Source organism: Oerskovia merdavium (assembly GCF_014836755.1).
GTDB lineage: Bacteria > Actinomycetota > Actinomycetes > Actinomycetales > Cellulomonadaceae > Oerskovia > Oerskovia merdavium.
The window spans coordinates 144,406-169,196 of record NZ_JACSQF010000002.1 but is presented as its reverse complement, the minus strand read 5'-3'; the positions used below and the strand labels follow the sequence as shown (position 1 = coordinate 169,196).

General features: G+C 73.1%; 23 protein-coding genes and 1 tRNA gene. 9 read left to right on the top strand and 15 right to left on the bottom strand.

Annotated features, from left to right (window positions below; translation table 11 throughout):
* Positions 1-5 precede the first annotated feature (5 nt).
* Positions 6-245: a hypothetical protein gene (locus H9641_RS02895; RefSeq protein WP_056649455.1), complete on the bottom strand. Its 240-nt coding sequence runs from the start codon at positions 243-245 to the stop codon at positions 6-8.
* Between the two features lie 230 nt (positions 246-475).
* On the opposite strand from H9641_RS02895, the gene H9641_RS02890 reads away from it, so the two are divergent.
* Positions 476-808 carry a cupin domain-containing protein gene (locus tag H9641_RS02890; RefSeq protein WP_056649451.1) on the top strand — a complete coding sequence of 111 codons (333 nt, stop codon included), beginning with the start codon at positions 476-478 and terminating at the stop codon, positions 806-808.
* Between the two features lie 77 nt (positions 809-885).
* Here H9641_RS02890 and H9641_RS02885 read toward each other — a convergent pair whose 3' ends face one another.
* The 6 genes from H9641_RS02885 to H9641_RS02860 all read right to left on the bottom strand — a co-directional run bounded on the left by H9641_RS02885 (position 886) and on the right by H9641_RS02860 (position 8,632).
* Entirely contained in the window at positions 886-2,916 is a 2,031-nt protein-coding gene (locus tag H9641_RS02885) for an HlyD family efflux transporter periplasmic adaptor subunit (protein WP_191800849.1), read from the bottom strand.
* 49 nt (positions 2,917-2,965) lie between these two features.
* Complete coding sequence (locus H9641_RS02880; RefSeq protein ID WP_191800847.1) at positions 2,966-4,021, bottom strand: hypothetical protein; 1,056 nt, start codon at positions 4,019-4,021, stop codon at positions 2,966-2,968.
* Positions 4,022-4,130: 109 nt separating this feature from the next.
* Positions 4,131-5,363, bottom strand: a complete 1,233-nt coding sequence (locus H9641_RS02875) for an ABC transporter permease (RefSeq protein WP_191800845.1) — start codon at positions 5,361-5,363, stop codon at positions 4,131-4,133.
* A complete protein-coding gene (locus tag H9641_RS02870) occupies positions 5,360-6,157 on the bottom strand; it encodes an ABC transporter ATP-binding protein (protein ID WP_191800843.1) in 798 nt (265 codons plus the stop codon). The genes H9641_RS02875 and H9641_RS02870 overlap by 4 nt, the downstream gene beginning before the upstream one ends.
* Complete coding sequence (locus H9641_RS02865; RefSeq protein ID WP_225219872.1) at positions 6,150-7,475, bottom strand: efflux RND transporter periplasmic adaptor subunit; 1,326 nt, start codon at positions 7,473-7,475, stop codon at positions 6,150-6,152. The genes H9641_RS02870 and H9641_RS02865 overlap by 8 nt, the downstream gene beginning before the upstream one ends.
* Before the next feature lie 305 nt (positions 7,476-7,780).
* Positions 7,781-8,632 (bottom strand): alpha/beta hydrolase family protein, encoded by an 852-nt coding sequence (locus H9641_RS02860; RefSeq protein WP_191800841.1) that lies wholly within the window; start codon positions 8,630-8,632, stop codon positions 7,781-7,783.
* A 562-nt stretch (positions 8,633-9,194) separates the two neighbouring features.
* On the opposite strand from H9641_RS02860, the gene H9641_RS02855 reads away from it, so the two are divergent.
* From H9641_RS02855 to H9641_RS02835, 5 genes are all read left to right on the top strand, one after another.
* A complete protein-coding gene (locus H9641_RS02855) occupies positions 9,195-11,489 on the top strand; it encodes a heavy metal translocating P-type ATPase (RefSeq protein WP_404821919.1) in 2,295 nt (764 codons plus the stop codon).
* Positions 11,490-11,494: 5 nt separating this feature from the next.
* Positions 11,495-11,938 (top strand): hypothetical protein, encoded by a 444-nt coding sequence (locus H9641_RS02850; protein WP_191800840.1) that lies wholly within the window; start codon positions 11,495-11,497, stop codon positions 11,936-11,938.
* Positions 11,939-12,019: 81 nt separating this feature from the next.
* Positions 12,020-12,640 carry a DUF305 domain-containing protein gene (locus tag H9641_RS02845; protein ID WP_191800838.1) on the top strand — a complete coding sequence of 207 codons (621 nt, stop codon included), beginning with the start codon at positions 12,020-12,022 and terminating at the stop codon, positions 12,638-12,640.
* A gap of 273 nt (positions 12,641-12,913) precedes the next feature.
* Positions 12,914-13,489: an alpha/beta hydrolase family protein gene (locus H9641_RS02840; protein WP_191800836.1), complete on the top strand. Its 576-nt coding sequence runs from the start codon at positions 12,914-12,916 to the stop codon at positions 13,487-13,489.
* Between the two features lie 398 nt (positions 13,490-13,887).
* A complete protein-coding gene (locus H9641_RS02835) occupies positions 13,888-14,649 on the top strand; it encodes a hypothetical protein (protein WP_191800834.1) in 762 nt (253 codons plus the stop codon).
* 150 nt (positions 14,650-14,799) lie between these two features.
* Here the strand turns inward: H9641_RS02835 and def are convergent, their stop codons facing one another.
* From def to H9641_RS02810, 5 genes are all read right to left on the bottom strand, one after another.
* Entirely contained in the window at positions 14,800-15,483 is a 684-nt protein-coding gene (gene def / locus H9641_RS02830) for a peptide deformylase (protein ID WP_056763018.1), read from the bottom strand.
* A gap of 263 nt (positions 15,484-15,746) precedes the next feature.
* Positions 15,747-15,819: transfer RNA gene (locus H9641_RS02825), tRNA-Thr, on the bottom strand.
* A 193-nt stretch (positions 15,820-16,012) separates the two neighbouring features.
* A complete protein-coding gene (locus tag H9641_RS02820) occupies positions 16,013-17,551 on the bottom strand; it encodes an alpha/beta hydrolase (protein ID WP_191800832.1) in 1,539 nt (512 codons plus the stop codon).
* Between the two features lie 116 nt (positions 17,552-17,667).
* Positions 17,668-18,222, bottom strand: coding sequence for a hypothetical protein (locus tag H9641_RS02815; RefSeq protein WP_191800830.1), 555 nt, complete (start codon positions 18,220-18,222; stop codon positions 17,668-17,670).
* A gap of 168 nt (positions 18,223-18,390) precedes the next feature.
* Positions 18,391-19,359, bottom strand: coding sequence for a LysR family transcriptional regulator (locus H9641_RS02810; protein WP_225219871.1), 969 nt, complete (start codon positions 19,357-19,359; stop codon positions 18,391-18,393).
* A gap of 71 nt (positions 19,360-19,430) precedes the next feature.
* Here H9641_RS02810 and H9641_RS02805 point away from each other — a divergent pair, with 71 nt between their 5' ends.
* Positions 19,431-20,693, top strand: a complete 1,263-nt coding sequence (locus tag H9641_RS02805; protein ID WP_191800828.1) for an MFS transporter — start codon at positions 19,431-19,433, stop codon at positions 20,691-20,693.
* On the opposite strand, the gene H9641_RS02800 is transcribed toward H9641_RS02805, so the two are convergent.
* Complete coding sequence (locus H9641_RS02800; protein WP_191800826.1) at positions 20,655-21,200, bottom strand: hypothetical protein; 546 nt, start codon at positions 21,198-21,200, stop codon at positions 20,655-20,657. The genes H9641_RS02805 and H9641_RS02800 overlap by 39 nt on opposite strands.
* A 383-nt stretch (positions 21,201-21,583) precedes the next feature.
* Positions 21,584-22,228 carry a LysE family translocator gene (locus H9641_RS02795; RefSeq protein WP_056649407.1) on the bottom strand — a complete coding sequence of 215 codons (645 nt, stop codon included), beginning with the start codon at positions 22,226-22,228 and terminating at the stop codon, positions 21,584-21,586.
* Positions 22,229-22,380: 152 nt separating this feature from the next.
* Here H9641_RS02795 and H9641_RS02790 point away from each other — a divergent pair, with 152 nt between their 5' ends.
* Positions 22,381-22,752: a YybH family protein gene (locus H9641_RS02790; protein WP_191800824.1), complete on the top strand. Its 372-nt coding sequence runs from the start codon at positions 22,381-22,383 to the stop codon at positions 22,750-22,752.
* A gap of 40 nt (positions 22,753-22,792) precedes the next feature.
* Positions 22,793-24,037, top strand: coding sequence for a low temperature requirement protein A (locus tag H9641_RS02785; protein WP_191800822.1), 1,245 nt, complete (start codon positions 22,793-22,795; stop codon positions 24,035-24,037).
* Here the strand turns inward: H9641_RS02785 and H9641_RS02780 are convergent.
* Complete coding sequence (locus H9641_RS02780) at positions 23,952-24,719, bottom strand: PAS and ANTAR domain-containing protein (protein WP_191800820.1); 768 nt, start codon at positions 24,717-24,719, stop codon at positions 23,952-23,954. The two genes, H9641_RS02785 and H9641_RS02780, sit on opposite strands and share 86 nt — an antisense overlap.
* Positions 24,720-24,791: the final 72 nt, after the last annotated feature.

The following is a 24,791-nucleotide window of genomic DNA, read 5'->3' as shown; positions in this document are numbered from 1 at the left end:
GTCGGCTAGGCCGACGCAGCGTCCTCGGTGTCCTCCTCCGCGGCTCCCGAGCGCTCGAGCGCGCCCCGGTAGACCCGCAGCCGCTCGACCTGGAGCTCGGAGAACATGGGCGCGTCGACGTCCTCGATGGGCGTCGTCCGCAGGAAGGTCAGGATCTCGCTCTGCGTCTCGTCGATCTCGGCCAGTCGTGCTCGGTCGGCGTCGTCGAGGAGCTGCCAGACGTCGACGAAGGTGGGAGCGTGCATCCACCCAGTTTCAGGTACCCGCCGCCCGGGCGCACGCCGGTAGTGCGTCGAGTGACCGCCGTCACAACCTGGTCGGCAGTGCTGAGCACGGCTCGATGGACGTCCTGGTGCGGTGTGCGCGCGAGGTGCGCGGCGCCGTCGGGCACGCGCGCACACCGGGCGAACCGGACGCCCTGCGGCCATGATGGGAGAGCCCCCGCCACCCGTCCCCCACCCGATCGGAAGCCCCCATGACGAACCTCGAGCTGCTCACCGACGCGCACCTCACGCGCGCCCGCGACGGCGACAACGGCCGCAGCGCGGAGGTCGTGCTGCACGACGGCGTCCTGCGCCAGACCATCATCGCGATCCTCGCGGGCATCGAGCTGGGCGAGCACAACGCTCCCCCGGCCGCGAGCATCCAGGTCCTGCGCGGGCGCGTGCGGGTCACCGCGCTGGGTGGCGACGAGGAGGTCGGGACGGGCGAGCTGCGCGTGCTCACGCACGAGCGGCACGCCGTCACCGCGCTCGAGGACTCGGCATTCCTCCTGACCACTGTGACGAGCGTGCCTGCGGCGCAGTGACGAGCGTGCCCTCGGCGCAGTGACAACCGCGCCTGCGGCGCAGTGACACCCGTGCCCCCCGGCGCAGTGACCGCCACCTAGCCCCGGCTCGGCGGGCCTCCCGTCCCCCCGGCGGGGAACTGACCTCCGCCGCCGCTCGGCATCTGGCCGCGCTGCTGCGTGGTACCGCTGTCCCCGAGGCCCGAGAGTCCGGTCGAGGTCTCCTCGTCGGTCACGATCTCCTGGGACAGGTCCGCGAGGACCACCTCGTCGCCCGCCTCGAGCCCCGAGGTGATCTCGGTGGTCTCCTGCCCGACGGCGCCGACCTCCACGGTCACGTCCGTCACCTTCCCGTCGCGCAGGACCGCGACGGTGCGCGCGGTCCCCGTCGCCCGCACGGCCGACGTCGGGACGACGAGCACGTCCGTGCCGCCCGCGACCGTGATCGACGCCTGCGCCGACGACCCCTCGTAGAGGGTGTCGTCCTGCGGGTCGAGCGCGATCGTCACTGGGTACTCGGGGGTCGAGGACGTGCTCGTGCTGAGCACCCCGATGCTGCTGACCGTGCCCGTGCGCACGGTCGGGTCGTCGGACACGGTCACGACCGTCTCCTGCCCGACGGCGAGGCTCGCCACCGCGGTCAGCGGCACCGTGGTCTCGACGACGTAACCGTCGACCCCCAGGACCGTGACGACCGCGGAGGTCGACGACGCCTCGACCTCGTCACCCACCGCGAGCGCGACCTGCGCGACCGTGCCCGCGATCGGGCTCGTCAGGGTCGAGCGCTGCGCGTCGGCCTGGGCGATCGCGACCTGGGCCTCGGCGAGGTCGATCGCGGCACGGTCTGCCAGGACCTGCTGGGCCGACGCGACCTTCGACCCGCCGGTCGAGCTGCCCCCCGTCGTGGGGCCCGTGGTGCTGCCCGTCCCGCTGCTTCCCGTGCCGCTCGGACCCGTCGCGCCGCCGGCACCGCTGCTGCCGCCCGCCGACCCGTCGCTGCCGGAGGGGCCCGACGGCGTGCCCGCGGTTCCTCCGCTGCCGTCACCGGTCCCGCTGCCGCTGCCACCCGGGGTCTGCTCCCCGGAGCCGCCCGACTGGTCCGCCGCCAGGGCGTCCTGCGCCTTCTGGATCGCGGCGTCGAGCTGGGCAGCGAGCTCGAGCAGAGAGTGCTGCGCGCCGTCGACGTCGCTCTGCGCGCCGAGGGTCGCCGTGATGGCGTCCTGGCACGTGGTGAGCGCGGCGGCGAGGTCGACACCGTCGGGCGCGTCGTCCTCGGGGTCGGCGGCCGCGGACGCGAGGTCCTCGGCGGTCGCGGCGAGGAACGCGGCGCACGCCTCCTGCGAGCCGACGACGCTCGTCGAGCTCGTCTCGAGCGCCGCGGTCGCGGCGTCGTAACCGTCGAGCAGCGCCTGCTGAGCGAGCTCGACGGCCTCGAGCGCCTGCGCCACCTCGGCCGAGGTCGACGTGCTGCCCGCCGAGGGCGACGTCGCCGACGGTGTCGTGGTCGCGACGACCTGCGTCACCGTCGACGCCCCCGACGTCCTCGCGACGGCCTGCGTCACCCCGGGCGTACCGGTGGACGTGGACGCACTCGAGGACGGGGTGGTCGAGGCGGCGGCACCCGAGGAAGCGGTCGCACCGGTCGAGGTGGCCGACGTGCTGCTCGACGACGTCTGCGACGCCAGGTCGTCCTCGAGCGTCTGCTCGGCCCGCGCGAGGGTCTCCTGCGCGGACTCGACCGCGTCCTCGAGCTCGGTGAGGTCGAGGGTCGCGAGCACGTCGCCCGCACTCACGGTGTCCCCCACGCCGACGGCCACCGTCGCGACGGTGCCGGCGACCGAGAACGCGGCGTCGGCCCGCGCGGCCGACGCGACCGTCCCGGCGGCGTCGACGGTCTGGGTGACCTCGCCCGTGGTCGCGGTCGCGGTCCGATAGGTCCCCTCGCTCCCGCGGTTCGCGGCGAACGCCGCCCCCGCGCCGACGAGGCTCACGACCACGACGGCCGAGACCCCCGACACGACGAGCTTGCGGCGACGCCTGGCCGCACGGCGCACCGAGGCCGGGGTCCGCACCGGCTCACCGGCCGTCGCGGTCGCCGACGTCGCGGCCGTCGTGTCCTGGTCGGTCATGCCCTGCTCCGTCGCGCCCCGGTCGGCCCGGCGGGTACGCCGCTCCCTCTCACGCATCGTCGCTCCCGTTCTCGCTCGACGTGTCCTGCCCGCCGCGGCCGCCGCCCTGCCCGGGGCCGCCCTGGCCCATGCCGCCGAAGCCCGTCGAGCACTCGCCGTCGACGGGGTCGGACAGGGTCAGGGTCGCCGCGGTCACGGTGCCCGACGTGTCGGTCGCCGTCCCGGACGTGGACTCGTCGGACGATCCGTCGGACGTGCCCGGTTGCGTCCCGACGCTCACGCACAGCCCGACGGCGAGCGCCGATGCGTCCGCCGCCGCGGTCGTCGTGTAGGTGGTCGAGGCGTCCACGGTCACGGTCGAGCTCGTCGGCTCGGCGGTCGACGCGTCGTTCGCCCCGTCGCCCGCGCCCGGCCCGGACGAGCCGCTCGACTCGACCGTGATCTCGGTGCCGGCCACGGCCGTGACCTTCCCGACCACGATCCCGCCGAACCCGCCTCCGCTCGGGCGATCGGCGCCGTCGGGCATGTCCGTGGGCAGGTCGGTCGGGGCGCCCTCCGGGCGCTCGGGGCGATCCCCCGCGTCGCCCGCAGCGTCCTCCCCTACCGGAGCATCGCCCGAGGGGCGTTGACCGCCCCCGCCGAACCCGCCCGAGCACTCACCGTCGACCGGCGCGGTCACGGCCACGCTCGTGGCAGCGGCCGCTGCCGAGCCGTCGGCGCTCCCCGTGACCACGACCACGCACGACCCCTCGGTCACGGCGTCGAGCGACGTGGTCGTGGTCCGCGAGACCGTCGTGTCGGCGGAGTACGCGACCGCGGTCTGTGAGTCGGAGGACTGGACCTGGAGCACGCCGTCGGAGATCGCCGCGATCTCCCCCGAGACGCCCCGAGGACCGCTCTGGCTGCCCTGGCCTCCCCGGCCCGCTCCGCTCTGGGCGCTGTCGGTGGCGGTGCTCTCGGCGTCCGAGGCCCCTTCCGTGTCGCCGCTCGAGCAGGCGCTCAGCAGCAGGCTCGCGCCCAGGAGGGCCGCGGGGACGGCGAGCAGGCGGCGCGCGCGCGCCGGCCGGGACGCGGGGCTCGGGCGGACGGGTGCGGTGGTGGTCATGAGTCTCTCCTCGACGGCTCCGCGACGGTGCGCGGGACGGACGGACAGGGTGGTGCCTGTCGGGCACCGGGATGGGGGACGGACGGTCGTCGCGCGGGCGGGAGCACGGTCACTCCGAGCGCAGCGCGTCGATGGGCGCGAGCCGCGCAGCCCGGACCGCGGGGTACACGCCGAACACGACGCCGATCACGAGGGCGATCGCGATGGACCCGACGACCGCGGCGGGCAGCACCACGATCGAGGTGCCCAGCACCCCCGGCAGGACCTTGGCCGCGACGATGCCCAGGGCCGCGCCGATCACGCCTCCCGCGAGCCCGAGGATCGAGGCCTCGACCAGGAACTGACGGCGGATCGCCCACGGTGGCGCGCCCAACGCCTTGCGGAGCCCGATCTCCCGGGTCCGCTCGGTGACGGACACGAGCATGATGTTCATGACGCCGATCCCGCCGACGAGCAGCGAGAGCGCCGCGATCCCCGTGAGCAGGACCGTGAGCGTCCGGTAGACCGACGTCGCCGTGGACACCAGGGCGTCCTGGCTGTTGATCGAGAAGTCCGCCGAGTCGGCGTCGGTGATGCCGTGCAGGTTGAGCAGCACGGCCTCGGCCTCCTGGTAGGCCGCGGACAGGACGTCCTCGGAGGCCGCCTTGAGGTAGATGGTCGAGACCGACGACCGCGTGGTGCCACCCATGACCTGGTTCGCCGCGGTGCTCAGCGGGATGACGGCCATGTCGTCGAGGTCGCTCGACGAGTCGGCCCCGGCCTCGGCCAGGACACCGACGACCGAGAAGACCGTGCCCTCGATCGTGACGCTGCGCCCGACGGCGTCGGGCGACCCGAACAGCTCGGTCGCGGTCTCGGCGCCCAGCACCACGACCGCGGCCTGGTCGGCCTCGTCCTCCGCGGTGAAGAACTCACCCAGGGCGAGCTCGCGCGCCCGGACGTCGGTCCAGTCCTCGGTCGTGCCGATGACCTGGGTGGTCCAGTTGGTCTCGCTCGTCTCGACCGAGAGCGACGACATCTTCTCGGGGGCGACCCCGGCGACGTCGGGCGCGTTGACGTCCGAGGCGAGCGCCTCGGCGTCGGAGCGCGTGAGGGTCGCGCCGGAACCGAAGCCGCCGCGCATCCCCTCGCTGTCCGTGCTGGACCCGGGCGTGACGATCAGGAGGTTCGAACCGAGCGCGCTGATCTGCTCGCTCACGTCCTTCTGCGTCCCGAGCCCGAGCCCGATCGTGAGGATCACCGCGGCGATCCCGATGAGGATCCCCAGGATCGTCAGGAGCGAACGCATCGCGTGCGACCGGACCGCGGTCCAGCCCGTGAGGAGGGTCTCGCGCCAGGTCATGCGGCCACCCCCGACGTCAGGGTGTCGCTCTGGATGAGCCCGTCGCGGACGCGCACGATCCGGCGCGCCCGCTCGGCGACCTCGAGCTCGTGCGTGATGAGGACGATCGTGCGGCCCTGCGCGTGCAGGTCGTCGAACAGCCCCAGGACGTCCTCGGTCGAGGCCGAGTCGAGGTTCCCGGTCGGCTCGTCCGCGAGGATCATCGCCGGTTCGCCCACGAGCGCGCGGGCCACGGCGACGCGCTGCTGCTGGCCGCCCGAGAGCTCGCCGGGCCGGTTCGCGAGCCGGTCGCCCAGGCCCACGCGTTCGAGCGCGGCGGTCGCCCGCGCGCGACGCTCGTCGGGCGCGACGCGCCGGTAGGTCAGCGGCAGCTCGACGTTGCGCCACGCCGACAGCGAAGGCAGCAGGTGGAACTGCTGGAACACGAAGCCGATCTGATGGTTGCGGATCGCGGCCAGGTCCTCCTCGTCCAGGTCGCCCACGTCGTCGCCCGCGAGGCGGTACTGCCCGGTCGTGAGGACGTCGAGACAGCCCAGGATGTTCATGAGCGTCGACTTGCCGGACCCCGAGGGGCCCATGATCGCGACGTACTCCCCCTGGTGGATCGCGAGGTCCACGCCGCGCAGCGCCTCGAACTCGACCGTGCCCGTGCGGTACGTCTTGCCCGCGGCGTGCAGCTCGATGACCGGGCCCCGCTCGTCGGCGGCACGCCCGGCCGCCCGAGGCTCGCCCTCGCGGGCGTGGGCCGGGGCGCCCAGGGTGGGCGCCGTCGTCGGGCCTGCGAGGTCAGCCATTGCGCTGTCCCCCGCCCTGGCCGCCCGGGCCACCCATCTGGCTGGGGTCGAAGCCCTCGGGGACCTGGCTCGGGTCGAAGTCCCCGCCGCCGGGCATCTGCCCGGTCTGGCCCGACTCGCCGCCCGTGCCGGTCTCGGTGCGCTGCACGACCTGGACCAGGACCTCGTCGCCCTCCTCGAGGCCGCTCGTGATCTCGACCAGGCTCCCGGTCGTCTCGCCGACCGTCACGACCGTCGTGACCTCCTCGCCGTCCTCGCCCGCCTGCGTGACGACCGACTCGCCGTCGACCGTGCGCACCGCGGCGCTCGGGACCGTGAGCACGTCGGTGCGGCGCTCGTAGATGATCTCGGCGTCTGCGGTCACACCGTCGTGCAGGCCCTCGGGCGAGCCCGTCACGGAGATCGTGACCGGGTACGTCGCGGTGCCCGACGACGTCGAGGGCAGCAGACCGATCGTCGCGACCGTGCCGAAGACCGTGTCCTCGAGCCCGTCGACCGTGAGCTCGACCTGGTTGCCGACCGCGAGGTGGGGCAGGTCGGAGTCGCCCACCGTGGCCGTCGCCTCCCAGGCGTCGGTGCCCACGATCACGAAGGCCGCGCCCGACGAGGTGGTCGTGGTGCTGCTCGTCGCCCCCGGGGCGGACCCGCCGGCTCCGCCCGTGGTGCCGGAGTCCGCACCGGAACCGGACGTGCTCGACGTCGTCGAGCCCGTGACGGCCTGCCCCACCGACACGTTGACCTCGGTCACGAGACCCGCGGCAGGGGCCGTGAGCGTCGCGCCCGCGAGCGCCGCCTCGGCCGCGGTGACCGCTGACTGCGCGACCTCGACCTGCGCCTGGTCCGCGCTGATGCGCGCGAGGTCGGCGGCCGAGCCGTCGGACGAGTCCTGGCTGTCGGCGAGCGTCGCCTGCGCCTCGGCGAGGTCGGCCTTCGCGGACAGGACCGCGGCGTCGAGCTGCAGGGTGTCGATCGTCGCGAGCGCCTGGCCCGCCTCGACCGTGTCGCCTGCCTGCACGTCGACGGCCGTCACGGTGCCCGACCCGGCGAACGACACCTCCTCCTGGACGCTCGGGGTCAGGGTCGCGGTCGTCGTGACGCTCTGCTGGACCGTGCTGAGGCTCGCGGCGACCGACTGCGTGGTCGCCTCGGGTGCGGCGGCGGCCGACGAGGGTTGGCGGAGCACGAACCAGTAGACGGCACCGGCCACGAGCGCCAGCGCGAGCGCCCCGGCGATCACCCGCGTCCTGGTGCTCGTGCGTCTGAGCAGCTTGCCCATGTTCTCCCTCACGTCCTGCGCGCACGAGGGCGCGACGGTCAATGAGGGCGACGGTAGGGAGCGGCTCTGGGGTCGTGCTGTCACGAACCTATGCGGAGGCTATGAATCGTGGGGTGATGGCTCGTGCGCTCCGGTCATCTGGGTGCCGAGCACGAGGTTGCGGTCGTTCTCGGGCGGGTAGCGGCCGCAACCTCGTGCTCGGCAGTCGGCAGTCGGTGGTCGGTGGTCGGCAGCGGGCAACCGGCCACCGGCAGTCGGCAGCGGGCAACCGGCAGGAGGTCAGCGCAGGATCTGCTGGATGCCGCCCCGGTGGTCGCGACGAAGAGGGTCCCGGTCGTCGAGCGCCGTCATGGGGCGGACGGCTCGCCGTCGTACCCGAGCGTCTCGTCGAGCCAGTCGTACGCGCGCTGGTGGAACACGGCCCGGCCCGTCATCTCGCAGTGACCCGTGACGTCCTCCTCGGGGCCGAGCTCGACGTACTCGGTGGGGCAGCCGAGGTTCTCGGCCAGGGTCCGCGCGGACACGGAGAGGTCGTCGCCGACCGTGCGGCAGACCAGCGTCGGGCACTCGATCAGGTGCTCGCGCCCGCGCATCGTGTAGTCGCGCGTCATCCTGATGAGCTCCATGGGGTCGTCGACGCCGTGCACCCACAGGTTCCGGCGCAGCGCCCACCCTGCCGAGGTCTTCTTCAGGAGCTGGTGCAACGTGGCCTCGACGACCTTGAGGGCAGCCCCGTGGTCGTCCTCGAGGTGTCCGGCGAGGAGCGCCGGGAACCTCGAGGTGACCGTGTCGTACAGGTCGTACGGTCCGCTGTCGGCGATGCAGGCCGCGAGCCGGTGCTCTCCCGACGCGGCCCGCGGCGCGAGGTACCCGCCGAAGCTCCAACCGTGCACGACGATCCGCTGCGGGTCCACCTCGGCCAGGGTCAGCGCGTGGTCGACCACCGCGGTGACCACGGTCTCCCAGTCCGGCCGGAACGGGATCCCCTGGTCGAGGATCACGCTGCCCTGCCCCGGACCGTCGAACGCGAGGACGTCGTACCCTCGCTCGAGCGCCGCGACCGCGTTCGCGAAGTAGAGCTCCTCGGCCGTGCCGTCGTAGCCGTCGACGAGGAGGACCGTGGGGCGTCGACGCCCGTCGTCGGACGCCCGGTAGAAGTACCCGGGCAGCGTGCCGTCCTCGAACGGGATCTCGAGCACGTCGGGGGGGCAGGTCGAGCAGCGCGGCCCCCTTGCGGAACGTGTCGGTCTGCCGGCGCGCGCTCTCCCGGAACCTGTCGTCGACGGGTGCCCCCATGAGGAAGAGGCCGGCCGTCCGGTAGTAGTTCGAAGCGCGGAGGTAGGCCCGGCGGGCGCTCGCGGTGTGGCCCGCGATGTCGCTCTCCTCAGCCGTCTTCTCGACCCGGGCAGCGGTCGCCGACCACTCGTCGTACCACCGGTCGCCGTCGCTGTGCGAGATGCGCCGGGCCGTCTCGATGCACTCGCCGACCTCCGCGCCGCCCTGCGCGACGTAGGCGAGCGCGCGGACGAGCTGTGCGTCGAAGAGCTCGTCGTGAAGGACCAGGGTCATGGCGGCTCCGCCCGTCGTCGGTCCGTCCAGGCTAGGACGCCCCCGCGAGCGTCGCGCGCGGACGACGCGCCGTCCCCTCTTGACGGACCGGGAATGCTGCGGCAAGATCGTGAGTTGTCGATACCCCAGGGGGGTATAGCCGAGCGAAGGCTCGCCCGGCGCGATACGAGGAAGGACGGGACGATGAATCCCATGGACCACGACGAGCACGGTGGCCACTCCGGTCACGACCACCCAGGGGACGGCCGACCGGACCGGGCCCGCCCGGGCCAGGCACCCCAGGTCGGCCACACCGCGCACACCGCGGCGGTCACGGCGCCGGGGCACGAGCACCACGACGCGCACTCCGACCACGACATGGCGCACGCGAGCCACGGCGACCACTCGGCCCACGCGAACCACGCCGGCCACGACATGGCCGCGATGCCCGGCATGGACCACTCGGCCCACGCGGGACACGGCGACCACGCGGGACACGGCGGCCACTCGGGCCACGTCGCGATGTTCCGCCGCCTGTTCTGGATCATGCTGGCCCTCGCGGTCCCCACGGTCCTCGCGAGCGAGATGTTCGCGTCGATCATCGGCTACTCGCTGCCCGACGTCCCGGGTATCGCCTGGGTCTCGCCGGTCCTCGGCACGATCATGTTCGTCTGGGGCGGCAGGCCGTTCCTCACGGGCGCGGTCGACGAGCTCAAGGCCCGCAAGCCCGGGATGATGCTGCTCATCGCGCTCGCGATCACGGTCGCGTTCGTGTCGTCGTGGGGCGCGAGCCTGGGGATCCTGTCGCACGAGCTCGACTTCTGGTGGGAGCTCGCGCTCCTGGTCGTCATCATGCTGCTGGGCCACTGGATCGAGATGCGCTCGCTCGCGCAGTCGTCGTCGGCCCTCGAGTCGCTCGCGGCCCTGCTGCCCGACGAGGCCGAGCGCGTGGGCGACGACGGCCAGGTGACCACGGTGTCCCCGACGGACCTCGCGGTGGGCGACGTCGTCGTCGTGCGCCCTGGCGGGCGCGTGCCCGCCGACGGCGTGGTCTCCGAGGGCACCGCGGACGTCGACGAGTCCATGATCACGGGCGAGTCGCGCCCGGTGCGCCGGACGGTCGGCGACCACGTCGTGGCCGGCACGGTCGCGACCGACCAGGCGCTGCGCGTCAAGGTCGACGCGGTCGGCGACGACACGGCCCTCGCGGGCATCCAGCGCCTCGTGGCCGAGGCCCAGGCCTCGTCCTCGCACGCCCAGCGCCTCGCCGACCGCGCCGCGGGCTGGCTCTTCTGGTTCGCGCTCGGCGCCGCGGTGCTGACCCTGGTCGCGTGGAGCATCTGGGGCACCCCGGAGAACGCCCTGATCCGGACGATCACGGTCCTGGTCATCGCGTGCCCCCACGCGCTGGGCCTCGCGATCCCGCTCGTGGTGTCCATCTCGACCGAGCGCGCGGCCAAGGCGGGCGTGCTCGTCAAGGACCGCATGGCGCTCGAGCAGATGCGCACGGTCGACGCCGTCCTGTTCGACAAGACCGGCACCCTGACCAGGGGCGAGCCCGTCGTGACGCACCTGAGGGCCGCGTCGGGCAGCGAGGACGACCTGCTCGCGCTGGCCGCGGCCGTGGAGGCCGACTCGCAGCACCCGCTGGCGCGTGCGATCGTGGGCGCCGCCGCGGACAGGGGGGTGCGGGTCCCGCGCGCCGAGGACTTCAGGTCCTCGACGGCCGTGGGTGTCTCGGGCCTGGTGGACGGTCGTCGCATCGCGGTCGGCGGCCCCTCGCTCCTGCGCGAGCACGGCCTGTCTCCCCTGCCCGACGCCGCCGCGTGGGAGAGCGAGGGCGCGACGGTCCTGCACGCGCTCGCCCTCTCGGACGAGGCAGCCGCCGGGTCTGCGGACGGTGCCGAGATCCTGGGCGCGTTCGCCCTGGCCGACGAGATCCGGCCCGAGTCCCGCGAGGCGATCGACGCGCTGCACCGGCGCGGCATCCGCGTCGTCATGATCACGGGTGACGCACAGGCCGTGGCGCAGTCGGTCGCGGACGAGCTCGGTATCGACGAGGTCTTCGCCGGGGTCCGCCCGGGCGACAAGGGGGCCAAGGTCTCCGAGCTCCAGGACCGTGGGCACAAGGTCGCGATGGTGGGCGACGGCGTCAACGACGCCCCGGCGCTCGCCCAGGCGGACGTGGGGATCGCGATCGGCGCGGGCACCGACGTGGCCATCGCGTCGGCCGGGGTCGTCCTCGCGAGCGACGACCCCCGCTCGGTCCTGTCCGTGATCGAGCTGTCCCGGGCGAGCTACCGCAAGATGAAGCAGAACCTGTGGTGGGCCGCGGGGTACAACCTGGTGTCCGTGCCGCTCGCGGCGGGCGTCCTGGCCCCGGTCGGGTTCGTCATGCCCATGGCCGTGGGTGCACTGCTCATGTCCCTGTCGACCGTGATCGTGGCCCTCAACGCGCAGCTCCTGCGCAGGTTGGACCTCGACCCGGCTCGCGTGGCAGCGTCCTGATCCTCGTGCCCGTCCTGCCCTCCGCCCTGCGGCCACCGCGAACCTCCGGCCCCGTCCGGCGGTCCGCGGTGCTGCTCGGGATGCTGGTGCTGCTCGGCGGGTTCGTCGGGATGCACCAGATGTCGGGCAGCCCCGTGGCGCACGGCACGACGCCCTCCGTCGCGGCAGGCGTGGCGGGCCCGGCGAGCCACACCGCCGACCGCGCGATGAGCCACGCAGCGGGCGACGTCGACGCGGAGGAGGGCACGCCGTCGGGCACGGGGCACGGCGAGCTCGAGGCGATGTGCCTCATGGTGCTCGTCGCGCTCGTGTCGCTCGCAGGCCCTGCGCTGTGGCGCCGCATGCCCGACGGCGCCACGCACCTCGCGCGCGTCGTCGTGCCCTGGTGGCGGCTCGGGTGGGCGCTGCGCCCGCCGTCGCTCGTCGCGCTCGGGATCAGTCGGAGATAGGAGCTCGGCCCCTCGCGGGCCGCAGCACGCCATCACCGCCGCGAGGACTCGCGGCACACCGACACACCTGAGGGACGAACGATGAACAAGCACATCCTGACCAGGGCCACGATCGGCCTGACGCTCGGCTCGACGCTGCTCCTCGCGGGCTGCTCCGACGCCCGCGACGGCACGGCAGGAGACATGGAGGGCCACGACATGGGCGAGAACACCTCGCAGGGCACACCGGGCGCGGACGCCGGCGCATCGGCGAACGACGCGGACGTGATGTTCGCGCAGATGATGAGCCCGCACCACGAGCAGGCGCTCGTGATGTCGCGGATCGTGCTCGGCACCGACGGCGTCGACCCCGCGGTCGTCGACCTCGCGACGCGCATCGAGGGCGCACAGGCGCCGGAGATCGAGCGCATGAACGGGTTCCTCGAGGAGTGGGGCGCCGAGGCGTCGGGCGACCACTCGGGCCACTCCATGGACGGGATGCTCACCGACGAGGAGATCCAGGCGCTCGAGGACGCCGACGCTGCGACCGTCTCGCGGCTGTTCCTCGAGGGCATGATCGCGCACCACCAGGGCGCGGTCGACATGGCCGAGGCCGAGCTCGCCGACGGTGAGAACCCCGAGGCGCGCGAGCTGGCGCAGGCCATCATCGACGCGCAGGAGGCCGAGATCGCGGAGATGCAGGAGCTCCTCGCGGGGCTGTAGCCGCCTGCCGGGTGCCGAGCACGAGGTTGCGCGCCCTCTCCGGTGCCGAGCACGAGGTTGCGGTCGAAATGAGCACGTCAGCGACCGCAACTTCGTGCTCGATGGCACGGAACCTCGTGCTCGTCGGCACCTCAAGGTCGCCCGGACCCCGCCCTTCTGGCCGAGCATGCGGTTGTCGTCCGGAATCCCCAGGAACCGGACGACAACCGCATGGTCGAGGAACGGCAACCGCATGCTCGGCGCCGGCCTGTCCGCCGCTGCGAGACTGGACCCATGACGCGATCACCAGCTCCAGCGGTCGGCGGGCTCCTCCTCACCCCGGGGGCCGGAGCCGGTCGCGACCACCCGACGCTCGTCGCGGTCGAGGAGGCCGTCGCGCCGCTGCCCGTTCGACGGGTCGACTTCCCGTACCGGATCGCCGGGAAGCGCATGCCCGACCGCGCGCCGGTCGCCGTCGCGCACCTGGTCGAGGAGGCCGGGCGCTTCGCTGCCGAGGAGGGCTTCGCGCCGGACCGGCTCGTGCTCGGCGGCCGGTCATACGGCGGGCGCATGTGCTCGATCGCCGTGGCCGAGGGCCTGCCCGCGGCCGGGCTCGTGCTGCTGAGCTATCCCCTGCACCCGCCGGGCAAGCCTGACAAGCTGCGCGTCGACCACTTCGCGCAGCTCACGGTGCCCGTGCTGTTCGTGTCGGGCACGACCGACCCGTTCGGCTCGCCCGAGGAGTTCGACGAGCACGTCGCGGCGATCCCCGGCCCTGTCACGCAGGTGCGCCTGCCCGGGGCGCACGACGTGCGGAACGACCACGCGGCGGTGAGCGCCGCCGTCGTGCAGTGGTTGGCGACGCTCTGACGCGTCGCGCGTGGGGCGCACGACCGCCTCGACGCTCGTGCGCGCAGGCCGGTCCCCCCTGCCCTAGAGCGGCGTCCACCTGAACCGGGCAAGGCCCACGGACACCGAGCCCGACGTCGGAGCGCGGGCCCCGGACGAGGCGGCAGCGCGGGAGCGGCGAGCGCCGTGTCGAGGGCCAGGAAGCCCCCGGACCAGAAGGGTTGCCAACAGTTTGGCAGCGCTTCCACATTCACCCGGGTGAGCGGTACCTTTAACGCTCACATGTCCGGTTTGGGTAGTGGAGACAGGCATGTCGGAAGAGTACGGTGAACTGAACAACCGTCCAGTTCAGTATCTGGCCAGCCCCGCTCGAACCCCCTGAGCCGAGGGCACCCCACCCCCCGGAAAGGTCCTCCTTGATGCGCGCAGTACCCGTCGCACTCCTGACGACAGCGATCCTCGCGGCCACCCCCGCGATCGCGTTCGCCGGCGGCTCCGACGCCCCGACCCCGTACACCGTGACCGCCGCGGGCGTGACGCTGCCGACGGGCACGACCTACGTCGACGGCGGTCACGTGAACTACCGAGCGACGGCACTCGACGGGACCGGGTCCCGGAGCTTCGGCACCCACTTCGAGTCGCTCAACAACCGGCCGTCCGGCAAGTACATCGGCACGAGCTTCTACGACTTCAACGGTGCCGCCACCGCGTTCCCCGACGGCTACTGCGTGACCTGGGTCCAGGTCGCCGAGTACGACGAGCACTTCGGAGAGGGCGGGCAGAAGCCCGTCTGCACGACCGACAAGACGACTCCCGAGACGCCTGGCACCCCGCTGGTCCCCGTGGTCCCGGGCGCCGAGCTCCCGACCGACGAGGAGAGCCCCGCCGTCCCTGGGACCCCCAAGGGCCCGGACGAGGTCACCACGCCCCCGGCCGCAGACGGCGAGCCCGACGAGCCCATCACCGTCCCCCGCGAGACGACCGAGGTCCCCGTGTCCGACGCCGCCGACCCGGTGAACCTCGAGGGTGCCGCGCTCGTGTCGAACTCGGTCTCCGCGGAGAAGGAGGACGGCCTGGCCGCCACCGGCTCGAACGCGATGCTGATCGCCGCCGGTGCCGCAGCCCTGCTCGCCGCCGGCGTCGGCGCGGTGCTCGTCGGCCGTCGCGTGCAGCGCGGCTGACCCACCGAACGCACGGGAGCCCCCGCCTGGGAGCCGTCCGCAGAGCCCTCTGCTGCGGCCCCGGGCGGGGGCTCCCGTGCGTTCGGGTTCGACCGGCCCGGTCCGGCCGGCCGAGCGACCTGGGCGGAGGCCCGCCCGGACGGGCAGCTCTCAGCGCAGAGGCTCGGCCGGGTACTCGGCGGGAGCCTTGCCCAGGGCGTCGGACAGCTCGCGGCGCTCCTCCAGGATGCCGGGGCGTTCCTGGTGCATCTCGGCGATCACGGCCTCCTGGGCGGCGGGCGCCAGGTGGTCGAAGTAGAGGGTGCCGTCGAGGTGCTGGGCCTCGTGCTGGAGGGCACGGCCGAAGAAGTGCGTGCCCGTGAGCTCGACGGGGTTGCCGTGCTGGTCGAACCCGCGGACGGTCGCCTTCACGGGGCGGGCCAGCGGCGAGTAGGCGCCGGGGATCGAGAGGCAGCCCTCGTCGCTCTCCTCGATCTCGTCACCCGGGCCGTCGAAGACCTCGAGCACGGGGTTGACGACGTGCCCGACGTGGCGGTCCTCGTTCTCGTCCTCGACGTCGTAGACGAAGATCCGGAGGTCCACCCCGACCTGCGGCCCCGCGAGGCCCACCCCCTCCGCGACGAACATCGTCGTGAACATGTCGTCGACGAGCTGCGCGAGCTCGGGCGTGCCGAACTCGGTCACCTCACGGCACGGGGTGTGCAGGACCGGCTCGCCGATCTCTGTGATGCGCAGGATGTTGCCGCGCTCGACCTGGGGAGCGATCTCCGGGAAGCTCTTGACCGGCTGGCCCAGGACGTAGGTGACGGGGCGACGACGGCCGAAGGTGAACATGGGACAAGCCTAGGTGGTGGCTCGCGAGGGTCGGGCCGGGGCCGCCCTGTCCGTCAGCGCGACGCCTCCGTCCAGGCTTCGGCGGCCTCACGGACCTCGGCGTCGAGAGATCTCCGGCGAGACGTCGCCAGGCAGGCGTCGCCAGGTACTGCTGCGGTCACCCGGGTCGCGGGCGGCTGCCTGTAGCCCCGAGCAGGTCCAGAGCACCTGTCCGGACAACGCAGAAGGCCCGGAACCGTTGAGGTTCCGGGCCTTCCTGTCTGAGCCGCCTAACAGAATCGAACTGTTGACCTTCTCATTACGAGTGAGACGCTCTACCGACTGAGCTAAGGCGGCGCGTACCGGACGTCTCGCCTTGCGGCGCTCCGTTTCAGCAAGCGTCGCTACTGTACCCAACGCGAGGGCGTCGAGACAAACCGACCTCCGCGACGGCGTCGGGCAGGCTCCTCCCGGCGCCCGTCAGAGCCCGCCGGAGCCGCAGGGGACGCCCCCCGAGCCCGTCGTACCCGCCGCCGGACGCCGCCAGCACTCAGCAGACCTTCCCGTCCTCGGGGACCTTCCCGTCGACCAGGTACGCGTCCACCGCGTCCTCGAGGCACGCGTTCGAGCGGCCGTAGGCCGTGTGCCCCTCGCCCTCCCACGTGAGCAGCACGCCCGAGTCGAGCGCCTTGGCCAGGCCCTCGGCCCAGACGTAGGGGGTCGCGGGGTCGTTCGTGGTCCCGATCACGACGATGGGCGCAGCACCTTCGGCGTGCAGGTCGAACTCCTGGTCCGCGACCGGGTAGGCCCAGTCGACGCACGCCATGCCGCCGTAGGTGAAGAACGAGCCCATGGTCGGGGCGGCCTCCTCGATCTGGGCGGCCTGCTCCTTCATGAACTCGGGGTCGGGGTTGCCGCGCGCGTCGAGGCAGTTGACGGCCCGGAAGGCCTCGGCCGAGTTGTCGCTGAAGGTCCCGTCGGTGTTGCGGCTGTTGTAGAGGTCCGCGAAGCTCAGCAGCATGGTGCCGTCGTTGCCGTTGATCGCGGCGTCGAGGGCGGCCGTCAGCGCGTACCAGTTCTCGTTGTTGTAGAGCGGCAGCGCGATCCCGTAGAACGCGAGCGTCTGCGTCAGGCGTCGGTCGCTGCTCGTCTTGAGGGGCCGCTCGCCGACCTGGTCCAGGAACGCGCGGATCTGCGCCATGCCGTCGTCGACGGTCCCCGTGAGCGGGCAGTCCTTGCCGCCCTGGCAGTCCTCGACGTAGGCGCGCAGGGCGTTCTCGAAGCCGACGGCCTGCTGCGCCCCGATCTCGTCGGAGGACAGCGTGGTGTCGATCGCGCCGTCGAGCACCATGCGCCCGACCTTCTCCGGGTACAGGCCCGCGTAGGTGGCGCCGAGCTGGGTCCCGTAGGAGAAGCCGAGGTAGTTGAGCGTCGAGTCCCCCAGGACCGCGCGCAGCATGTCCATGTCGCGCGCGGCGCTCTGGGTGTCGACGTTGCCCAGGAGGTCTCCGGTGTTCTGGGCGCACGCATCGGCCCATGCCTTGAGGTCGGCGGCCATCGCGGCGCGCCCCTCGTCGCTGTCCTCGAACGAGCGAGAGAGCGACTCGTCCTTGGCCGCGTCGTCGAGGCAGACCACGGGCGTCGAGGACCCGACGCCGCGCGGGTCGAACCCGATCAGGTCGTAGGCCTCGCGCACGGGCTCCCCGATCCCGGCGGCGGCGCTCGTGATGTACTCGACGCCCGAGCCGCCCGGCCCCCCGGGGTTCGTCAGCAGCGACCCGATCTTCTCGCCCTCGGCCGGCAGCCGCTTGAGCGCGAGCTCGATCGTGCCCTGCTCGGGGTCCTTCCAGCTCAGCGGTGCGATCGCGGTCGTGCACTCGAACCCGCCACCGCAGTCCTCCCACTGGAGGGTCTGGCCGTAGAACTCGGCGAGCTCTGCGGGCACCTCCTCCCCGGTTCCCGTCGAACCCGACGACGCAGTCTGTGCGGGGCTCTGCACCTTGGGCGAGGGGGCGCACGCGCCGAGCAGCAGGGCGAGGGCGAGCGTCGCAGCGGACAGCGCTGACGTGCGGCGGGAGGGCGTCTTCACCCGGCAACGGTAACGGGTCGGGCTGGGCCGGGACCTCGTTCGAGGCCCCGCGCCCAGCCCTTTCACGCGAACTTCACGGGCGGCGGCCCGTGCCGCCCGCCGGCGCCGTCAGGAGGTCAGGACTGCTCGACCCACGCGGCCTCGCCGACCTGGCCCGCTGCGGCGCGCGGGGTCAGCACGACCGACCCGGCCTCGTCCAGCTTCACGGTCACGTCGGCCGACTCGTCGACGCCCTCGGGCGCCTTGACGACCGTGGTCCAGGCGCGCATGTCCATGGTGCAGGGCTTGTTGTCCTCGACCTTCTCGAAGGTCACGACGACGTCGCTCCCCTCGAGGGTCGCCTCGCCCTCGGCGACGGTCGGGCACGTGCTCGACCCGAACGTCACGACGTACAGGTAGCCGTCCTCGGCGGTCCAGGCCGCCCCCGTGCCACCGTTCGAGGGCGCGTCGATCCCGTCGGGCAGGTCGACGCCGTTGGCCCCCGCCTCGATCGTCAGGTCGGCTGCGTCGGGCAGAGCCTCGGGCGTCTCCTCGGCCGGCGTGGTCTCCTCGGCGCTGCTGCTCTCCTCGGTGGGCGTCGTGCCGCCCGAGTCGGTGTCGGTGCCGCACGCGGTGAGCGCGAGGAGCGCGACGAGCGAGACGGCGGGGGCGAGGCGGCGCAGGGAAGTCATGGGCGGTACTCCTTCGAGGCATCGTCGCGGGCCCGCGGTGGCGTCACCCGTCACCCACATCATGTCGCGCGGCCCGTCGTTCTTGCCCTCCGACACTGGGAGCGACGCGGATCACACCCGGCAGTTCACCCGGGAACGACCTCCGCGGCCGGGGACCACGGCGAGGCCTCAGCGCGAGGGCGCTCCGCCGTCGGGCGCCCCGACCGCCCGCGCCCCCACGACCCCCACCCCTGCGACCGGCGTCCCCGCGCGGAGCATCGCGACGAACGCGGCCAGCGTGGGCGACGTGTTCTGCGGCGACCACGCCGCGCCGATGTCGCGCGTCGTGACGGGCTCGTCGAGGCGGAGCTCGACGCCCTCGTGCACGGGGTGACGCGCGGGCGGCAGGACGCTCACTCCCAGTCCCGCGGCCACGAGCCCCCGGACGGTGTGCAGGTCCTCGCCCTCGAACCCGATGGTCGGGCGCACGCCCGCTGCGGCGCACAGCGCGTCGACCGTCCCGCGCAGGCCGTACCCGTGCTTGAGCGTGATGAACGTCGAGCGCGCCGCGTCACGCAGCGTGGCCCCCGTCCTCCCCGCGAGCTCGTGCCCCGCCGGGACCATGAGGACCAGCGGCTCCTGGAAGAGCGTGAGGGTGTCGAGACCGGTCGGGGCCGGCACGAGGCGCGAGACCAGGGCGATGTCCGCCTCGCCCGCGGCGAGCGCATCGAGGCACGTCCGGCGCGCGCCCTGGTTCATGGTGAAGCGGACCGCAGGGTGCCCCGTGAGGAACTCCTTGATGAGCGCGGGGACCACGGACTCGCCCAGGGACGTCTGGAACGCGACCGACAGGGTGCCGCGCGCGAGCGCCTCGGACGATCGGACCGCGTCGACGCCCGCACCGAGGGCCGCGAGCGCCTGGCGTGCGTGGGGCAGCAGGGCGCGGCCCGCGTCGGTCAGGCGGATGCCGCGTCCGTGCCGCTCGACGACGGGGACGCCCAGCACCTCTCCGACCCGGGCGACCGCCCGGGACACGGTGGGTTGCGGGGCCCGCAGCATCGCGGCGGCGAGGGTCACCTGCTCGACCTCGGCGACCGCGACGAACGCGGGCAGCAGGGGCAGGAGGCGGCGGGTCTGCTCGTCCAGGGCGGCATCCATGCGCTGAGCGTATGCGTTGACGGCCACACATGCATTGGACGCAAGAGTCGGCGCTTCCTAGCGTCGGGCGCATGACCACGACCCTGGCGCCCGCCCTTCTCCCGCCCGCAGCGTGGGCAGGCCACCGGCGCGGCTCCCGGGGATACCGCCGGACGGTCGTGGCGCTCGTGTGCGCAGGGGTCGCGACGTTCGCGCAGCTCTACTCGCCGCAGGGCATCCTCCCAGCGGTCGCGGCGGGCCTCGGGGTCTCGGCCCCGACGGCCTCGCTCACGGTCTCCGCCGCGACGCTCGGCCTCGCGCTCGCGGTCCTGCCCTGGTCCGTGGTCGCCGACCGCGTCGGACGCGTGCGCGCCGTGCGGGCCGCGCTCGTGGCCGCGAGCGCCCTGGGTGTCCTGGTCCCGTTCGCGCCCACGACCGAGCTGCTCGTCGCGGGCCGCTTCCTCGAGGGGGTCGCGCTGGGCGGGGTGCCCGCGCTGGCCGTCACGCTCCTGCACGAGGAGGTCCACGCCGCGCACACGGCCGTGGTCGCGGGGCTGTTCGTCGGTGGGGCGTCGGTGGGCGGGCTCGGTGGGCGGGTGATCGCGGTCGCGGTCGCCGAGGCGGCGGGCTGGCGACCGGGCCTGGCAGCCGTGTCGGCGCTGTGCGCGGTCGCGACCGTGGCGTTCGTGCTGCTCGTGCCCCGCGCACGGGGCTTCTCGCCGGGCGGAGCGAGCCTGCGCGAGGTGGGCGCGCTGGTGATCGCGAACCTGCGCGACCGCGGCCTGCTCGTCCTGTACGCCAACGGCGCCCTGGTCATCGGAGGGTTCGTGACGACCTACAACTACCTCGGGTTCCGCCTCGAGGCCCTGCCGTACCTGCTGTCGCCCGCGGTCACGTCGCTCGTGTTCTTCGCCTACCTGGGCGGGACGGTGTCGTCGAGGCTCGCGGGAAGCCTCACGGTCCGGTGGGGGCGCCGCCGCGTCCTGGTCGCGGCGGGGGCCACGATGAGCGCAGGCGCGCTCCTGACTCTCGCCCCGCAGCTGCCCGTGATCCTGCTGGGCCTCGTGGTCCTGACCGCGGCCTTCTTCGGGGCGCACGCGGTCGCGTCGGGGTGGGTGGGGCACCGGGCAGTCGTGGGGCGGGCGCAGGCGACGTCGCTCTACAACGTCTTCTACTACACGGCGTCGAGCCTGCTCGGCTGGCTCGGGGGCGTCGCATGGGTGCACGCGGGGTGGACGGGCGTCGCTCTCTTCGTCGCCGGGGCGACGCTCGCGGCACCGCTGCTCGCTCTGGGGTCGCGGTCCCTGCGCGAACCGCTACCGCGACGAGACGCGCAGCCCACCCTCAGAACCTGACACCGTCACCCGTCGCGGCAAGGAGCTCTTCGGCGTCGTGAGCTTGCCCCGCGCACCGTCGAGGTGCCATACCGCCTGAGCGCCGACGATCCCGTACCTCGTCCCGCCCGGATCGCTCTCGGACCGGTCGAGGAAGATCACGTAGCGCTCCCCCGCGCGCGGGACGGGCGCGGCGTTGACATAGCGCCCGTCGTCCTGACGGATCGTGATGAGGTCGTCGGCGACCAGCGGGCCGTCGTCCGAGCTCACGACCCTGAGCTCGGTCACGACGAAGGGAGCCTCGCTGACGTGCTCGGTCCAGGTCTCCCCGGTCGGTTCGACGACGGCGACGTCCGTGGTCTCGACCGCCAGCTCCTCGAGCGACGAGTAGTCGTACATCAGATCGAGCTCCTCACCTCCGCGGGCCACGAGCGCAGCGTCGGAGGTCGTCCACCACACGGCCGCCCCCAGCACCACGACCGCAAGGACCGCGAGCCGGGTCCACATCCCCCGATCGGCCTCTTCCATCTCGTGCCCCTCCAGCCCCCGAGCCCGCGACGGTGCCGGCTGCGCGCCGACCGTACCAGCGCCCGCGGATCGTCGTCAGGGCACGGGCCTCGGCCCGACGGCGGAGCGCACCACCCGCACGTCACCACGCCTCTCCCCCGGTCAGGACCCGGGTGAGGCCGACCTGTGCGGTGAGCGGCGCCGTCGGGCCTCGCGGCGGGCGTGCCACTCCGTGAGGGGACCAACCGGTCCCTGCCGCCGACCCGCTCGACCTGGGCGACCCGCCCCTCTGTCGCCCGGACGCCCGACGACGTCGCCTCGTGGGCGAGCGAGACGATCGGCGCGCCGCCCTACGGGCCGTAGAGGTCCGCGGAGTACGAGGACGGAGCGGTCGCGGCGCGTCCTCATGCCGTCGCCGGGGCAGGCGCGTCCATCGCGAGCTTGACCCCCACCGCGCCCAGCAGCGTGCCGGTCGCGCGCCGCTGCCAGCGCATCCACGTGGGGCGCGAGCGCAAGAACACCGCGATGCTGCCCGCGGCCAGCACGATCCCCGCGTTGACGAGCACGCTCACCCCGATCTGCACGCCGCCCAGCACGAACCCCTGCCCCATGACGCTGCCTGCGGTCGGGTCGATGAACTGCGGGATGAGCGCGAGGTACATGATCGCGGCCTTGGGGTTGAGCAGGTTCGTGAGCAGGCCCATGCGGAAGAGGGTCGCGCGCGAGTCGCGCGGGAGGTCCTGCGCCTCGAACGGAGAGCGCCCACCCGGGCGCAGCGTCCTCCACGCGAGATAGAGGAGGTAGCACGCGCCCGCGACCTTCAGGCCGACGTACAGCCACGGCACCACGACGAAGACCGCTGCGAGGCCCACGTTCGCCAGGGTCATGTAGACCACGAACCCGGCCGCGGTCCCCGCGAGCGAGACCATGCCCGCCTGCCACCCCTGGCTGATGCTGCGCGAGACCAGGTAGACCATGTTGGGTCCGGGGGTCAGGACCATGCCCAGGGCGACCGCCGTCATGCCCAGGACCGCTGCCGTGCCGACCATGCCGGGCCTCCTTGTCGTCGGGTGGCGTGCGTGCGTCGCGACGATCGTGCCCGCCGAGAGCCATTGTGCCGGGGGCGGAGCCCGCACGACCAGGCGAATGCGGGCGCGCGCGGCCCGGACTACGGTCGAGGGACCGACGAGCGGAGGCACGCATGGACCACGAGGCCGTCATGACCTGGGTCGCCGCGTACGAGGCGGCCTGGCGCGAGGAGGACCTGCGCGCCGTCGAGACCCTGTTCACCGAGGACGCCCGCTACGCTCGCTCGCCCTACGACGAGCCCCTGCACGGTCACGGCGAGATCCGGGACTTCTGGCTCGTCGACTCCGGGGAGACGTTCACCCTGACGGCCGCGCCCGTCGCGGTCGAGGGCACGACGGCCGTGGTGCGGCTCGAGGTCCGCTACGGCGGCCCCTCACCTCAGGAGTACCGGGACCTGTGGATCCTGCGCTTCGCGGACGACGGCCGCGTCGCGGACTTCGAGGAGTGGGCCTACTGGCCGGGCAAGGCGTTCACCGTCGAGTGAGCGCGCGCCGCCGCTCGCCCGGCGTGCGAGGATCGCGCCCATGAGCGCTCCCAGCACCCGCCGGCCCGACGCCCGCAGGCCGGGCACGTGGGGCATGCGCACCGACGTCCTGCGTCACGGGCACGGGCACGACTCGGACAAGGTCGGCTACATCGAGCTGTTCTTCGACCTCGTGTTCGTGTTCGCCGTCACCCAGCTCTCGCACTCGCTCATCGCCCACCCCGACGGCACCACCCTGGTCCAGACGCTCATCCTGGGGGCCGCGGTCTGGTACCTGTGGATCGACACCACGTGGGTCACCAACTGGCTCGACCCCGAGCGCCTTCCGGTGCGGACCATGCTCCTCGTGCTCATGCTGCTGGGTCTGCTCATGTCGAGCGCCATCCCGGAGGCGTTCGGCGACAAGGCCCTGCTGTTCGCACTGACGTTCGTCGCGATCCAGGTGGGGCGCTCGGCCTGGACGACCTACGCGCTCCACCGGCACTGGCCCGAGAACGGCACGAACTTCGTGCGCATCACGGTGTGGCAGGTCACCTCGGGCGTCTTCTGGGTCGCGGGCGCCCTGGTGCCCGACGACTCGTGGCGCCTGATCCTGTGGATCGTCGCGGTGCTCGTCGACTACTCGGGGCCGCGAGCGCTCTTCCGGGTACCCGTGCTGGGCCCCACCGACCCCTCGACGTGGGTCGTGCGCGGCGAGCACATGGCCGAGCGCGTCGGCCTGTTCATCATCATCAGCCTGGGCGAGTCGATCATCGTCACGGGCACCGGGTTCGGCGACCTGGAGCTGACCGCGACCGTGGTCCTCGCGTTCCTCGCGGCGTTCGCCTCGACCGTGCTCATGTGGTTGCTGTACTTCGACCGTTCGGAACGGCGCGCGACCGCGTACTTCGCCGGGTCGGCGTCGACCGGGATGATCGCCCAGACCGCGTACACCTACGTGCCGTACCTGCTCGTGGTCGGGATCGTGCTCACGGCCGTGGCCGACGAGCTGGTCCTGCTGCACCCGCTCGGTCACGAGGGTTCGGGCCACGCCGACCCGTGGACGGCCGGGCTGATCTGCGGCGCGGGCATGGTCTACCTGGCGGGCAACACCCTGTTCCGTCGCGCGACCGGCGGATCCTGGTCGTTGCCTCACGTCGCAGGCGTCGGCGCCCTCGGGCTGCTCTACGCGACCTACCCGGTGCTCTCCCCGCTCGCGATCAACTGGATCTCGAACGGTGTCCTGCTCGCCGTGATCCTCGGTGACGTGGCGCGCTCCCGGCGAGCGGCGCCGTCGGGAGCCTGACGTCGGGAGGCAGCGTCGGAGTCGGCGGCGCGAAGAACGCGTCGAGGTCCTCCCGCGTCGCGGTGCTCCCCCCGAGATCCGCCATGCTCGCGATCAGTCGAGCAGCGATCGACCGCACGGGCTCGTTCGTGATGCTCGAGTGGTCGCGCAGCAGCGCGAACGCCTCGTCCTCGCTCAGGCCGTAGAGGACCATGACCGCGCCCTTGGCCTGCTCGATCGCGGCCCGGTGCGAGGCCGACGCCCGGATCGCCGCCGAGGCCTCCTCCCGGACGCGCGCACCGTGAGTCTCCGTCAGGTCCATGAAGTACCCCGTGACCCGGGTGACGGCTCCCGTACCGGGGTCGAGGTCGCCCTGCCCCACCACGCCCAGGGTCCTGGTGCGGCCGTGGGCGTCGATGATCCGGTGGGTACAGCTGAACGGCGTCCCACGGCTGGTCACCTCGGCGAGCACCCCCTGCACGCGCGACAGGTCGTCCGGGTGCTTGTGCGCGAGCATGAGCTCGGTCGTCGGGACGACCTCGCCCGGGACGAACCCGTGCATCGCGAACAGCTCGTCCGACCACCACCACTTCCCCGCCGGGACGTCGAGCGCGTAGCGACCGACGGGCTGTGGCCCGTCGCCGCGCAGGACGGCGTCGAGCACCGCCTCGAGATCTCCGTCGGTCTCGTTTCTTGTCGTCACAGCACCACTCCCCCAGTGCGTCGCGATGAGCCGAATACTCCAGGGTGCCACGAGGGGCTGGATCCGACCGAC

Bases quoted from the DNA above. Each gene is read 5' to 3' on its own strand.
- H9641_RS02895 (WP_056649455.1), bottom strand. From the start codon at position 245: ATGCACGCTCCCACCTTCGTCGACGTCTGGCAGCTCCTCGACGACGCC.
- H9641_RS02890 (WP_056649451.1), top strand. From the start codon at position 476: ATGACGAACCTCGAGCTGCTCACCGACGCGCACCTCACGCGCGCCCGC.
- H9641_RS02885 (WP_191800849.1), bottom strand. From the start codon at position 2,916: ATGACCGACCAGGACACGACGGCCGCGACGTCGGCGACCGCGACGGCC.
- H9641_RS02880 (WP_191800847.1), bottom strand. From the start codon at position 4,021: ATGACCACCACCGCACCCGTCCGCCCGAGCCCCGCGTCCCGGCCGGCG.
- H9641_RS02875 (WP_191800845.1), bottom strand. From the start codon at position 5,363: ATGACCTGGCGCGAGACCCTCCTCACGGGCTGGACCGCGGTCCGGTCG.
- H9641_RS02870 (WP_191800843.1), bottom strand. From the start codon at position 6,157: ATGGCTGACCTCGCAGGCCCGACGACGGCGCCCACCCTGGGCGCCCCG.
- H9641_RS02855 (WP_404821919.1), top strand. From the start codon at position 9,195: ATGGACCACGACGAGCACGGTGGCCACTCCGGTCACGACCACCCAGGG.
- H9641_RS02845 (WP_191800838.1), top strand. From the start codon at position 12,020: ATGAACAAGCACATCCTGACCAGGGCCACGATCGGCCTGACGCTCGGC.
- H9641_RS02840 (WP_191800836.1), top strand. From the start codon at position 12,914: ATGACGCGATCACCAGCTCCAGCGGTCGGCGGGCTCCTCCTCACCCCG.
- H9641_RS02835 (WP_191800834.1), top strand. From the start codon at position 13,888: ATGCGCGCAGTACCCGTCGCACTCCTGACGACAGCGATCCTCGCGGCC.
- def (WP_056763018.1), bottom strand. From the start codon at position 15,483: ATGTTCACCTTCGGCCGTCGTCGCCCCGTCACCTACGTCCTGGGCCAG.
- H9641_RS02815 (WP_191800830.1), bottom strand. From the start codon at position 18,222: ATGACTTCCCTGCGCCGCCTCGCCCCCGCCGTCTCGCTCGTCGCGCTC.
- H9641_RS02810 (WP_225219871.1), bottom strand. From the start codon at position 19,359: ATGGATGCCGCCCTGGACGAGCAGACCCGCCGCCTCCTGCCCCTGCTG.
- H9641_RS02805 (WP_191800828.1), top strand. From the start codon at position 19,431: ATGACCACGACCCTGGCGCCCGCCCTTCTCCCGCCCGCAGCGTGGGCA.
- H9641_RS02800 (WP_191800826.1), bottom strand. From the start codon at position 21,200: ATGGAAGAGGCCGATCGGGGGATGTGGACCCGGCTCGCGGTCCTTGCG.
- H9641_RS02795 (WP_056649407.1), bottom strand. From the start codon at position 22,228: ATGGTCGGCACGGCAGCGGTCCTGGGCATGACGGCGGTCGCCCTGGGC.
- H9641_RS02790 (WP_191800824.1), top strand. From the start codon at position 22,381: ATGGACCACGAGGCCGTCATGACCTGGGTCGCCGCGTACGAGGCGGCC.
- H9641_RS02785 (WP_191800822.1), top strand. From the start codon at position 22,793: ATGAGCGCTCCCAGCACCCGCCGGCCCGACGCCCGCAGGCCGGGCACG.